The 12759-nt window shown below is 72.6% G+C and carries 10 protein-coding genes; 8 read left to right on the top strand and 2 right to left on the bottom strand.

Features of this window, described 5'->3' with window-relative positions:
• Positions 1 to 7 precede the first annotated feature (7 nt).
• Positions 8 to 802 (bottom strand): TauD/TfdA family dioxygenase, encoded by a 795-nt coding sequence (locus ACH4DX_RS02745; RefSeq protein WP_398117168.1) that lies wholly within the window; start codon positions 800 to 802, stop codon positions 8 to 10.
• Positions 795 to 2294, bottom strand: coding sequence for an MFS transporter (locus ACH4DX_RS02740; RefSeq protein WP_398154165.1), 1500 nt, complete (start codon positions 2292 to 2294; stop codon positions 795 to 797). Before ACH4DX_RS02740 ends, ACH4DX_RS02745 begins: the two co-directional genes overlap by 8 nt.
• Positions 2295 to 2687: 393 nt before the next feature.
• On the opposite strand from ACH4DX_RS02740, the gene ACH4DX_RS02735 reads away from it, so the two are divergent.
• From ACH4DX_RS02735 to ACH4DX_RS02700, 8 genes are all read left to right on the top strand, one after another.
• Positions 2688 to 3767, top strand: coding sequence for an ABC transporter substrate-binding protein (locus ACH4DX_RS02735; RefSeq protein ID WP_398153734.1), 1080 nt, complete (start codon positions 2688 to 2690; stop codon positions 3765 to 3767).
• Positions 3757 to 4998 (top strand): FecCD family ABC transporter permease, encoded by a 1242-nt coding sequence (locus ACH4DX_RS02730; protein ID WP_398153733.1) that lies wholly within the window; start codon positions 3757 to 3759, stop codon positions 4996 to 4998. Before ACH4DX_RS02735 ends, ACH4DX_RS02730 begins: the two co-directional genes overlap by 11 nt.
• Positions 4995 to 5789, top strand: a complete 795-nt coding sequence (locus ACH4DX_RS02725; RefSeq protein ID WP_398153732.1) for an ABC transporter ATP-binding protein — start codon at positions 4995 to 4997, stop codon at positions 5787 to 5789. Before ACH4DX_RS02730 ends, ACH4DX_RS02725 begins: the two co-directional genes overlap by 4 nt.
• A gap of 512 nt (positions 5790 to 6301) precedes the next feature.
• Positions 6302 to 7123 carry a Rossmann-like domain-containing protein gene (locus tag ACH4DX_RS02720; RefSeq protein ID WP_398153731.1) on the top strand — a complete coding sequence of 274 codons (822 nt, stop codon included), beginning with the start codon at positions 6302 to 6304 and terminating at the stop codon, positions 7121 to 7123.
• Complete coding sequence (locus tag ACH4DX_RS02715) at positions 7120 to 8238, top strand: GHMP kinase (protein WP_398153730.1); 1119 nt, start codon at positions 7120 to 7122, stop codon at positions 8236 to 8238. Before ACH4DX_RS02720 ends, ACH4DX_RS02715 begins: the two co-directional genes overlap by 4 nt.
• Positions 8138 to 9319 carry a pyridoxal-phosphate dependent enzyme gene (locus tag ACH4DX_RS02710; RefSeq protein ID WP_398153729.1) on the top strand — a complete coding sequence of 394 codons (1182 nt, stop codon included), beginning with the start codon at positions 8138 to 8140 and terminating at the stop codon, positions 9317 to 9319. The genes ACH4DX_RS02715 and ACH4DX_RS02710 overlap by 101 nt, the downstream gene beginning before the upstream one ends.
• Before the next feature lie 512 nt (positions 9320 to 9831).
• A complete protein-coding gene (locus tag ACH4DX_RS02705) occupies positions 9832 to 10674 on the top strand; it encodes a PT domain-containing protein (RefSeq protein WP_398153728.1) in 843 nt (280 codons plus the stop codon).
• Between the two features lie 124 nt (positions 10675 to 10798).
• Entirely contained in the window at positions 10799 to 11356 is a 558-nt protein-coding gene (locus ACH4DX_RS02700; RefSeq protein ID WP_398117153.1) for a hypothetical protein, read from the top strand.
• Positions 11357 to 12759 lie beyond the last annotated feature (1403 nt).

The raw sequence follows: 12759 nt of genomic DNA, 5'->3' as shown, positions 1-12759 counted from the left end.
CGCGCCCCTACCGCGCGTCGGAACTCCGCACCGTCAGGATCCGTACCGCCCGCTCCCCCGCGTGCCCGTCCCGCCCGTGCCAGCACCGGTAGTTGTCCAGTACGAGGATGTCGCCCGCGTCCAGGCGAAAGCGCGGCAGGCCTGGTTCGAGGGCGTGCACGGCCCGGGTGAACCGGGTCAGCATGGCCCTCACGTGGTCGGCGTCGCGGTCCCGGTGCAGCGGCACCGCGCCGTCCGTGCGCCGCACCACGCGGCGCCCGGTGCGCGTCCACTCCACGTGCCTGCCGACCCTCGGCGTCGCGGGCAGGCCGCGCAGGCCCGCCCACGCCCCGTACAGATCGACGTCGCAGCCCGTGAGGAAGGACCACAGCTCCGGGTCGGCCGCCGCGAGCCCGTCCACGTACCGGACCGCGTCGAGTGCGAACGAGTCCCCGCCCACCGGCGCGGGGCGCACGCACTGCACGAACACGTGGTCCTCGTCGGGGTGCCGCCGCCTGACCGGGACGCCGCCCACGTCCACGGTCACGTCGAAGCTGTCGGCGTGCAGGTGGACGGGGCCGCCGTCGCGCGAGGCGCGCAGCCGCTGCGGGAACAGCTCGCGCAGCCGCGCACCGAGCACGGTCGCGGCGGCCACGACCAGTTCGTCGGGGTCCGCGCCGTACCCGGTGAGGACGACGGCACCGTGCTCGGCCAACAGGTCGGCCGCGGCGCCAAGACGCTGCGCCCCGACGCGGGGCGGCACGATCCCGCACCCGGCTCCGGACGCGCCGTCCCGCACCGGCGTACCCGACCCGTCAGGCATGCGTCGCCTCCCCCGGGGTCGCACGTCCGGCGCGCTCCCGGGCGAACCCGCGGGCACTGGGTACGAGGGCCGCCGCCGCGGGGGCCGCGAAGCACAGCGTCGCGCACACCGCGAGGACGGGCCGGGCGCCGAAGTGTTCGATGGCGGGGGCGATCAGGGCGAGGCCCGCGGGCGCGAGCCCGTAGGAGAGCATGAAGTCGAGGGACGAGACCCGGGCCAGCTTGTCGGGGGCGACCTCGCGCTGTGTCGCCGTGAACCACGGCACGTTGAACAGTTCGATGCCGATTCCCGCCACCGCGTACGCGGCCACGACGAACGCCCAGTGCACGGGCAGCAGCAGGCTGAGCGGCGCGAAGCCGTACAGGCCGAGGCCCGCGAGGGCGGCCCAGCCCTGGGCGCGCGGCCGCCAGCGGGCGACGACGACGGCTCCGCCGAGCGCGCCGAGCGTGTACGCGGTCATGGCGGCGGCGAGCACCACCCCGGTGTCGTACTTGTCGCGGCTGACCAGCGGCAGGGCGACGCCGGTGGCCGAGTAGCCGGTGGATATGACGACGGTCAGCGCGCCGAGACCGGCGAGGAACCAGGGGTGCCTGCGCGCTTCGCGCAGGCCCTCCGCGAACTCCGCGAAGAAGGAGGGGCGGGGGCGGGGCACGGCACCTCCGACGCCGTCGGTGCCCGTGGCGTTCGCGGTGCCTGTGGCGTTCTCGGTGTTGGTGGCGTTCGCGGTGCCCGCGGCGCCCTTGGCGTTCCCGGTGTGCTTGGCGTTCCCGGTGTGCTTGGCGTTTTCAGTGCCCGCGGCGCCCCCGGTGCCCGCGGCACCCTTGGCGTTCCCGGTGCCCGCGGCATCCTTAGCGTTCACGCTGCCCGCGGCGTCCCCTGCGTGCTTGGCATTCCCAGTGCTCTCAACGCCCTTGGCGTTCACACTGCCCCCGGTGCTCGCGGCCTCCGCGGGGGCGGCCGCGGAGGCTCCCCCCGCCCCCGGCACCAGCGCCGCGACCAGCCACAGCACCCCGATCCCGAGGAGCAGCGCCCAGGTGTCGAGGACGAAGGCGAGCAGGGCGGTCAGCGAGGGCCCCGCGAGACTCGTGGCCCGTACGGACAGCGTCATCGCGGCGTTCGCGGTCTGGCGCCGGTCCTCGTCGACGACCTCGGCGGTGAGCGCCTGGAAGGCGGGACGGCAGGCGCCCTGCCCCGCCCCCGCGACCGCCGCGGCGGCCAGCATCAGCGGGAGGGAGCGGCCGAGGCCGAGCGCGAGGAGCGGGGTCGCCGCCGCGGCGGCCAGGCCCGCCCAGAGGACGACGCCACGCCGCGAGTACCGGTCGGCGAACACCCCTCCGACGGCCACGGCGACGAGGAACCCGGCGGTGCGGGCGGCGAGCAGCAGGCCGAGCGTCGCCGCGCCGATGGTCCGGTCGAGCACCGCGAGCCCGAGGACGAAGGGCAGCGCCCAGGTCGCGAGCCCGGAGGCGGTGGTCCCCGACCAGAGCCGCAGAAAGGCGACGTCCCGCAGCACACCGTGCCCGCCGTGCGCGGCGGGCGCGGCAGGCGCGGCAGGCGCGGCTTTCGCTGCCGCGCCCGCGCCCGCGTCAGTGCCCTCCCTGCCCTCCCGCTGGTTCTCGCTCTCACTCTCGGCCTGCCGTATCGGCGTGGTCGCCACGTGACGTACTCCTCTCCTGCCGTCCGCACGGACCCCCGCGGGAGTTCGCGTACGGATCTCGAAATTGTTATCCGGTCCCGGCGGGCCGCCCAACTCAACTCCGCTGCTGCGGAGTTGGCGACACCGGGCGCACAGCTGCCGCCCGCCGGAAGGCACCCCGGAAACCATTAATGAAAATGATTGCCATTACAGTACCCTTATCGCGTCCCACCCGAGACCGGAGGTCCCATGCGTCACCCAGCCCGCTTCGGCATAGCCGCCCTGACCCTCGCCCTGACGGCCGTCGGCTGTTCGTCCTCCGGCTCCGGCTCCGGCTCCGGCTCCGCGTCGGACGACAGGGCGGGCGGTGCCGGGAAGACGACCCTCACCAGCTGCGGCCGGGAGCTGAGCTTCGACGGGCCGCCCGAACGCACCGTCGCCCTCGACCAGTCCTCCACGGAGGTACTGCTCGAACTCGGCCTCGAGGACCGCATGGCCGGTACGTCCAACCTCAAGACGAAGATCGCGCCGGAGTACCGGACCGCGTACGACAAAATCGACGTGCTCAGCCCGAAGATCCTCACGGGTGAGCAACTGCGGGCCGCCACACCGGACTTCACCATCGGCGGCTTCACCGACTACTTCACCAAGGACCGCGTGGGCACCCGCGAGGAACTCGCCGACCTCGGCCTGCCGTCGTTCGTGAGCGCCGTGGACTGCCCGAAGCAGAACGCCGCGGGCAGCGGCACGAGCACCGGTACGAGCACCGGCAAGAAGGAAGGGAAGGGGGTGAAGTCCCCCTTCGAGTTGCTCTTCCAGGACTACAACGACCTCGGCAGGATCTTCGGCGTCGAGAAGCGCGCCGCGAAGCTCGTCGAGGACCAGCGCGCCACCCTCGCCACCGCGGCGAGGACCGCGGACAAGGTCAAGGACGAACCGACGGTCGTCTGGCTGTACTCCGTGTACGGCGACACCCCCTATGTGGCGGGGCGGAGCGCGATCCCCAGCGAGATGAGCCGGACCGTCGGCGCGAAGAACGCCTTCGACGACATCGACGAGGACTGGCCCACCGTCACCTGGGAGCAGATCGCCGAGCGCGACCCGGACTTCCTCGTCATCGGCGACCTGTCCGAACGCGGCAAGCCCGGTGACAGCGCCGCCGACAAGCTCGAGGCGATCCGCGCGAACCCGGTGATGTCCAAGCTGCCCGCCGTCGAGAAGAAGCGGTTCATCGAGATCCCGGGCACCGAGATGGACCCCTCGGTCCGCACGGTCGACGCGCTGCCGCGGCTCGTCACCGGGATGAAGGACCTCGGGTATGTCCGCTAGCCCGGGCACCAACCGGGCCACGCACTCCGCCAATGGGCCCGGTACCGGTACCGGTACCGGTACCGGTGCCGGTGCCGGTGCCGACACCGCTGTCGCGGACCTGCTGCATCCCTCGGCCCGGGGCGACGCCTCGGCCGCGACGACGGGGCTTAAGGTACCTGGGGTGCCCGGGGTGCCAGAGGTCCCCGGGGTGGAGGGCACGGGCGTGCCCCGCGCCTCCCGTCGGGTCTCCACCGGCGGCCTCTACCTCCTCACCGGTCTCGCCCTCCTCCTCTCCCTCGTCGCCTCCGTCCGTATCGGCACCACCGATGTGTCGTACGCGGACGTGGTGCGGACGGCCGGGTTCCATCTGGGCCTCGACGTCGAGCCGTTGCCGCGGCTCGTGGACTCGCTGATCTGGGAGCTGCGGGTGCCGCGCGTCCTGATGGCCGCCCTGGTGGGCGCCTCGCTCGCGGTGTGCGGTGCGGCGCTCCAGGCCGTCACGCGCAACGCCCTCGCCGACCCGTATCTGCTCGGCATCTCCTCGGGTGCTTCCACGGGGGCGGTCACCGTCGTCGTGCTCGGGGTCGGTTCGGCCTCGCTCGGGGTGACGGGCGGCGCGTTCGTGGGAGCGACGGTGGCGTTCGCGCTGCTGATGCTGCTGCTGCGCAGGGGCGGCCTGGACTCGGTACGGGTGGTCCTCACCGGGGTGGTGGTGTCGCAGCTGTTCACGGCGCTGACCTCGCTCGTCCTGATGGCGTCCGGGGACGCGGAGGCGATCCGGGCGATCACGCAGTGGCTGCTCGGTTCGATGGCTCCGGCGCGCTGGGACACGACGGCGGTGACGGCCGGGGTGACGGCTGTGGGCCTGCTGGTCCTCTGGCTCAACTCGGCCGCGCTCGACGGCTTCTCGTTCGGCGCGGACACGGCGTCGTCGCTCGGTGTCGACGTGCGGACGACGCGCTGGACGCTGCTCGTGGTGACGTCCCTGATGACGGCGGTGGCGGTGGCGTCCGTGGGGGCCATCGGCTTCGTCGGCCTGATCGTGCCGCACGGCGTGCGGTTCCTGGTGGGGCCGCTGCACCGGCTGCTGCTTCCGCTTTCGGCGCTGGTGGGGGCGGTGTTCCTGGTGTGGACGGACGCCCTCGCGCGGGTGGCGTTCGCACCGCAGGAGGTGCCCGTCGGGGTGTTCACGGCGCTGCTCGGCGTACCGCTGTTCCTGCTGGTGCTGCGCAGGAGGGGGGAGCTGTGAGGATCACCGCGGAGGGGCTCACCTGGTCGGTGGCGGGCCGGCGGATCGTCGCCGACGTGGGCCTCGACATCGCTCCCGGCGAGACGGTCGGCCTGATCGGCCCGAACGGCTCCGGCAAGTCGTCGCTGCTGCGGTGCCTCGCGGGGCTGCGTACGCCGACGGCGGGGTCCGTCGCGTACGACCGTGAGCCGATCCGGCGTTGGAGCAAGCGCCGGGTCGCCCGGCACGTCGCGTTCGTGGAGCAGGCCGCCGACACCGACAGCGACCTCAGGGTCGCCGACGTCGTGGGCCTCGGCCGGACGCCGTTCGGCGACCGGTGGCGCGGTCTCGACGCGCGGGACCGGGCCGTGGTCGGCGCCGCCCTCGACCGGGTCGGCCTCACCGAGCTGCGCGAGCGGCCCTGGAAGGCGCTGTCGGGCGGTGAGCGGCAGCGCGCCCACATCGCGCGGGCGCTCGCCCAGCAGCCGTACGCGATCCTGCTCGACGAGCCGACCAACCACCTCGACGTACGTCACCAGTTGGAGCTGCTCGGCCTGCTCGCCAGCCCCGACCAGACCGTCCTGATCGCCCTGCACGACCTGTCGCTCGCCGCCCGCTACTGCGATCGGCTGCTGCTGTTGCACGGTGGCAGGCTGGTCGCCTCGGGGGTGCCTCGCGACGTGCTGACGTCGCGGTTGCTCGCCGAGGTCTTCGAGGTGGACGCGGTGGCCGGGCCCGACGCGCTCGGGCACCTGGCGGTGACCTATCGCGGCGTGGCGCAGCGCGGGCGTCTGGCCCGCCGGGGGAGCTGATGGGTGGCGGAGGGTCCCCCGCCCAGGGGCGCGAGGAACTGCGCGCCCAGCACACCACAAGCCGCGGACGCGTCTGCGCGCTTGCTCGACAGACGCGACTGCGGCACGTCCCTGGCCGGTCGCGCAGTTCCCCGCGCCCCTACGGGACGCACCAACCCAACCCCGCCCAGGGGCGCGAGGAACTGCGCGCCCAGCACACCACAAACCGCAGACGCGTCTGCGCACTGACCCAGCAGACGCGACTGCGGCACTCCCCTGGCTGGCCGCGCAGTTCCCCGCGCCCCTACGGGGCACGAACCCCACCCCCCAAGGGGCGCGAGGAACTGCGCGCCCAGCGCACCACAAACCGCAGACGCGTCTGCGCACCGGCCCGGCAGACGCGTCCGCGGGACGTCCCTGGCTGGGCGCGCAGTTCCCCGCGCCCCTTCGGGGCACGAACCCACCGCCCTCAGGGGCGCGAACCCCGCACCCCCGCGGGGGCGCCATCCCCCCCCAAGTCAAGGAGATCTGACATGAAGACAGTGGACGACCTGCTCAGCGCCGTGCTCGACGGCGAACTCGGGGTCGACCCGAGGGAGTTGACGGCGACCAGCGTGTTCTGGGTGCACCACGGGACCCGCCTCGCGGGCGGCGACGTCACCTACCTCAATCAGTACGTGCTCGCACGCGTCGGCGCGTCCTTCGGTGGCTGCGCCTTCGAGGCGGGCGAGATGGACCCGGCGATATGCAAGGAGGCGTCCGGCAGCCCGCTCGCCACGCTGTTGCGGGAGGCGCCACGCCCCCTCGCCATGGCCGCGCTCGACGCCTACCTGGCGGCGACGCGCCCGCACAGGGACGCCGACGACGCCGAGACCGTGACGCTGCCCGCGGGCCCGCCCGAGGTCCGCGCGGTGGCACGGGACGCCGCCGTCGCGGGGCTCCTCGACATCCCCCGGGGCGCGAGGGTCGCGCTGATCGGTGTCGTCAACCCCCTGGTCGCGGCCATCAGGGAGCGCGGCGGCGAACCCCTGCCGTGCGACTTCAACCTGCGGACGACCCAGTGGGGCGACCCCGTCAGCCGCGACATGCACGAAGTGCTCGACGCCGCCGACGCCGTGGTCGCCACCGGCATGACCCTGAGCAACGGCACCTTCGACACGATCCTGGCCCGCTGCCGCGAGCGCGACGTACCGCTGATCGTGTACGCGCAGTCCGGCAGCGCGGTGGCACGGGCCTTCCTCGGGGCGGGAGTGACCGCGCTGTCCGCGGAACCCTTCCCGTTCTCGCAGTTCAGCGCGGAGCCGACGACCCTGTACCGGTACCGGGCGACGCCGCGCGAGAAGGGGGGATCGTGACACCCCCGCCGTCGACCGGGGCCCGCACCGGCACCGGGCGGGCCGCGTGCCACCACGGCGAGATCCTGCAAGGCGTCTTCCTCGACGAGCACGGGCGGCGCCGGGCCGGTCTCGTGACGCTGCCGATGCCGTCCCTCGGCACCCGCGCGCAGTTCGTACGCCGCCCGGGGACCGAGGACATCACGGTGGCCCCGGCCGACCGCACGAAGGCCTTGCGGGCCGCCACGTACGCCATGGCGGAATGTGCGACGCGCCGCCGGACCCCGCTGTGCGGCGGCGAGTTGCGCCTCTCGGGGAACATCCCCGTGGGGCTCGGCATGGGCTCGTCGAGCAGCGATGTGATCGCGGCGGTGCGCGCGGTCGCCGACGCGTTCGGCGTGCGCCTCCCGCCCGACACCGTCGCACGGCTCGCGGTACGCGCCGAGCGGGCGTCGGACCCCTTGATGCTGGACGGCCGCCCCTTGCTCTTCGCCCAGCGCGAGGGCCGGGTCCTGGAGGAGCTGGGGCCCGCGCTGCCGCCCGCGGTCGTGGTCGGCTGCGCGCTCGGCGGCGGCCGCCCCGTGGACACCCTCGCCCTCTCGACCCGCGCGTACGACACAGAGGACGTACGCGCCTACGAACGGCTGCGCGCCCTGCTGCGGCACGCCGTCGCCACCGCCGACCCGGCGCTGCTGGGCCGGGTCGCGACCGACAGCGCCCGCCTCGGGCAACGCGTCCTCGCCCACGAGGAGTTCGGGGAACTCATGACCGTCGCGAACCGGGTGGGCGCGGTCGGCGTGCAGGTGGCGCACAGCGGCAACGTGGCGGGGCTCCTGTTCGACCCGGCGGCACCGGACCTGCGCGGCCGCCTCGCCCGCTGCGCCCGCGCCCTGTCGGCCGCGGGCATCCCCGCCACGTACACCTTCGGCACGACGGCGGACGCCGTACCCCCCGCCCTGATCCCTCCCCCGCACCCCTTCCCAACTCCCTCCCAGAACCCCTCCCCGAACCCACCGACCAGCGAGGAGCCCCCGCATGGACACGCACATGGCGGCAGCGGACGAGCACATGGCGGAGGCGATCGGCCGCCCCGACCTGATACGTGTCGACGACCGGCTCATCTGCCTGCGCTTTGAGACCATGAAGGTGGTGTCGGCGCTCGCCGCGGTCCGGCAGTTGCTGGCATCGGGCACGGTGCGCCGCGGCGACACCCTCCTGGACAGTTCGAGCGGCATCTACGCCTACGCCCTCGCCCTCGCCTGTCACCGCTACGGAATGCGCTGCCACATCATCGGCTCGACGACCGTCGACCACACCCTGCGCACCCAACTGGCGGTACTCGGCGCCCACCTGGAGCAGATGCCGCCGAGCTGCGACCTGAAGCTGGACCAGAAGCGGCGGGTCGCCCGCGTCCGGGAGATCCTGCGGACGCACCCCGAGTACCACTGGATGCGGCAGTACCACGACGACGTCCACTACCTCGGCTACCGGGCGATCGCCGAGCGGATCCACGCGGTGGCCCCGGCGGACGGCTCACCGCTCACGCTGGTCGGCGGGGTGGGTTCGGGCGCGTCGACGGGCGCGCTCGCCCGCTATCTGCGCGAGGTGCGCGCGGCCGGGGCGGACGCGAGGGACGGCGCGGGCGGCACCGACGGCGTGGGCGGCGCGGGCGGCGCGGGCGGCACCGAAGGCGCGGGCGGCGCGGGTCCGGTGCGGCTCACGGGTGTGCAGCCGTTCGGCAGTGTCACCTTCGGCAGCGAGCACGTGGCCGACCCGGAGATCATCATCGCCGGGATCGGCAGCTCGATCCCGTTCGGCAACGTGACGCACACCGCGTACGACACCGTCCACTGGCTGTCGTTCCGCACCGCCCTGACCGGCAGCGTCGAACTGCTGCGGCGGCACGCGGTGTTCGCGGGCCTGTCCACGGGCGCGAGCTATGCCGCGGCCCGCTGGGAACACGCCAGGGAGCCGGGCGGCACCACGGTGTTCATCGCGCCCGACACCGGCCACCGCTACGTCGACACGGTCTTCGCCCGCCACCGGGAGGCCGCCGACCTCGACGACTTGGCCCCCCGCACGGTGTCGTCCCTGGACGACCTCGCGATGCCCTGGAGCCGCATGGAGTGGAACGGCGCCCCGGCCCCGGCCCAGGCCCGGGCCCGGGCGTCCGTGGGGACCGACGCGGGGGCGGGGGCTGCGAGGGAACCTGCCTAGGGCTGGCGGGACCGCTCGCAGGGCATACAAATCGGCCATTCCCGCAGACGGAGAAGGACATTCACCCTTCCGTTTCGTCATGACCACACCAGGCACACATCACACCCCACCACTCGTCGCCGAAGAAGGAACATTCCGGGCACAGGCGACTTCAGGCCAGCCACTCCGAGGGCCCTGGATTCACAGCGGCGAAAGACTGAGACTGTGATCGCAAAGTCGAGCAAACGCATGCCGCACAGCCTCGACGGCGCCTTCCCAACCCTCCGATACACCCGCCCCGTACGCCCGAACTGCACACCTAACCTGCACACCCGACTTGTACATCCGTCCAGTTGCCGTCACCGCCGCCGTCACCGGCGCGCGGACCACCGACTCGAAATTGCAAGGGTAACTCCCCTCCTCGTAGCGGGAGCGAAGCCCTTCACCCGGGTCAGGGCCAGGTGCTCGACGCGTACAGGGCGCGGTACGGAGCGGCCGCACACCCACCACACCCCCCCGGAGAGCACTCTTTGATGCGCAAACCGTTGACTTCCCTGTTCGTCGTCACCACGTCGGCCGCCGCGCTGATGCTCACCAGCGGTGCGGTGGTGCACGCGGCCGACCCGGCTCCCGAGCCGACGGCCACCTCCACGACGCCACCGGAGGAGTCGGTCGAGGACCCGACCGACGAGCCGACCGAGGATCCGACCGACGAGCCGACGGACGAGCCGACGGACGAGCCGTCCGAGGAGCCGTCCGAGGACCCGACGGACAAGCCCGACGGACCGTCGGGGAATCCGCCCATGGACGAGCCGGGCACCGAAGCGCCCGCCGGGCCGGTCATCGCCGACTACAAGGGGCGCAAGATCAACCTCGCCGAGTCCTGGGAGGGCGCCACCAGTTGCACCGAACTGCCCGGCGGCGAAGTCAACTGCTACGACACGGACGAAGAGGCACTGGCCGACCCGAAGCTGCCGGCCGCGTCCCGCGAGGCGACCCAGCGGGCCGACTCCGCACCCGGCGCGTTGCTCCGGCTGCCGAGCCGCTGCGTCGTCGACTACTGGTGCCTGTACCAGCACGCCAAGCACAAGGGCAAGATCCTCCGGTTCTCCGAGGACGGCACGAAGAAGCTCAAGAGCTACGGCATGCAGAACAAGCTGAGCTCCGTCTACTACCGCGTCATGCACTGGTCCCTCAACTACGGCGACGCGAAGATCACCGACTCGCGCACCTGGCCCACGGCGGACCGGGTCAGGGCACTGGACGCCGGAAGCACGTCGAGGGCGGGCAACTACCCCAACTTCAAGCGCCTCGGCTACCCGGGCGGCGGCAACTGGAACGACAAGGTCGACTACTTCGAGGTCCGGCGCGCCTGAGCGGCACCGACCCGGCGAGGCCACCCGCCGCCGCCGTTGCGACCTACGGCGTACGAGGCCCATGAGGTGCCTGGGACGCACACGCCACACAAGACAGACAAGCCGTACCGAAAGGCGCTCAACCATGCGTAAGAAGATTTCCGGTGCCGTGATCGCGGTCGGCGTCATGGCCGGGGGCGTCGTGCTCGCGGCACCCGCGCACGCGGCGGAGTCGTGCACCGATCCCGTCAAGAACAGCTTCAGCGTGACGACTCCGGGACCGAGGCCCGACCTGACCTTCTACGTGAAGAACTGCGCGGGCATCGACGGCAGCAAGGTCACCGGGCACAGCTTCACCTCCTGGCGCCCCGTCGACCCGCAGGGACACCTGGACGAGAAGCGGTTCACCAGCTTCGTCGTCACGACGCGGATCGAAGCGCGCCAGGCGCCCCAGCCGCCGTTCGACGAGGACAAGGTCATCACGTACCGGACCTGCGACCTGACGGACCTCGTGAACAAGCACGTCGACTACACCGGCAACGAGGACGACTACGAGAACCCGCCGAACCGGTGCGCGGCACCGGACGCCGACTACGACAAAAACCTCTGGTGGTCGGCGGACTCCAAGGTCGTCTACGACATCGCCGGTGACGGCAAGGGCGCGATAACGCAGCAGGTGAACGGCTCCGCGCTGCTGCACTGACCCCGCAGCCGCACTGACCCGCTGCCGCCCTGCCCCTCCCCCGCACGGCCCCTCCGACGGGCCCGGAAGCGCACCCACCCCGCGCTCCCGGGCCCGTTCCGCGTGCCTCGCTGTCCGCGTCCCTTGGCGTCTGCGTGCCCCGCCGACCGGCGGGTGCGGTCCGGACATCCGGCGGATACCCCGTCGCACGCCTCCGCCCGAGGATCGACGTATCGATCTCGACGAAGCAGACAGCTCGGCGAAGCAGACAGCTCGGCGAAGCGGACAGCTTGGCGAAGCGGACAAGGAGACATCGTGCGACGTAGGACGAGCGCGATCGCGGCTCTGGCTTGCACGGCCTCTCTGGTGACGGTTCCCGACGCGGCGGCGGCCCCGGCGGCCTCGGCGGCGCCCGGCGCGGCACCACGGTGCGACATCAGACCCGTACAGAAGGCGTTGAAGGCTCTGAAGGGTGCCGGTGCGTCCGGGATGAGCGTGACGGTGAGGAGTCCGCGCTGCGGGATCCTGAAGAGGGGGGTGGGTCTCGCGGCGCGGTGTAGGCGGTGCCGAGGTAGCGAAGCTTCACACCGCGCGAAGCTTCACACCGCGGCGTGCGCGACTGTAGGGGGTGGTCCCGCCCGGTGTGCGGTAGGCGCGGGCACCCCCTGGGATCTGGTGGCAGCTTCAACAGAACCTCCAGGCGTGACGAAGCCACGGCCGGAGGACGAGAGCGGAGTGGGGGAACGCACTTGTCGTGGCAGCACGCGCACACGCAACGGTGGTCGCCAGCCAGTGCGTCTGGGTGAGTAAGGCAAGACTTCCGGTCTGAGGAGGACCTCATGCGTCGCATCAGTCAGCGCGTTGCCGGAACCTGCTTGAGCGTGGTCGCGGTTCTGGCGGTGGGAGCGGGAGCGGCCGGTGCGGCACCAGCCCGCGCTCTGCCGTGGGAGGCGTCGCAGCAGCCGGGTCCTGCGTCCGGGGATCAGGATCAGCAGGGAGCGATGGGTGGGTACGGCCCCGGCGTCTGTGCGCCGCCCTTTTGCCCGTAATCAGAAGCGGCGGATCAATTGCTGAGGTACGCGAACGCCGGCCCATGGGGTCAGAAGACGGCTTCGTAGCGGTTGGAGCCGTACAGGATGTCGCCTGCCGCGTAGGTGAATGGGAGGCTGGAGTCCCGGATGCCGGAGAGGTCGGCGCGGTCGGAGACGATGGTTTGCACGACGCCGCCGGATCCGGGACCACTCCCGCAGGTGCGGGGATGGTCCCGAATGCGTCCGAGCTGGTACCGCGCGGCCTCCATCCAGCGCCACGCTGTCCGGGCCGGGCCGTCCTCGACCGCGCCGATGAAACCCGGACACGACTGCGCCGGAGTGCGCGAGGAGTGCCAGGTGCTGGCGCACTGCTCTTACGCCGGGTGCGCTCGG

The organism is Streptomyces sp. NPDC017940, from assembly GCF_044328435.1.
In the GTDB taxonomy this organism is placed as follows: Bacteria; Actinomycetota; Actinomycetes; order Streptomycetales; family Streptomycetaceae; genus Streptomyces.
This window is presented reverse-complemented; position numbering and strand designations above follow the sequence as displayed.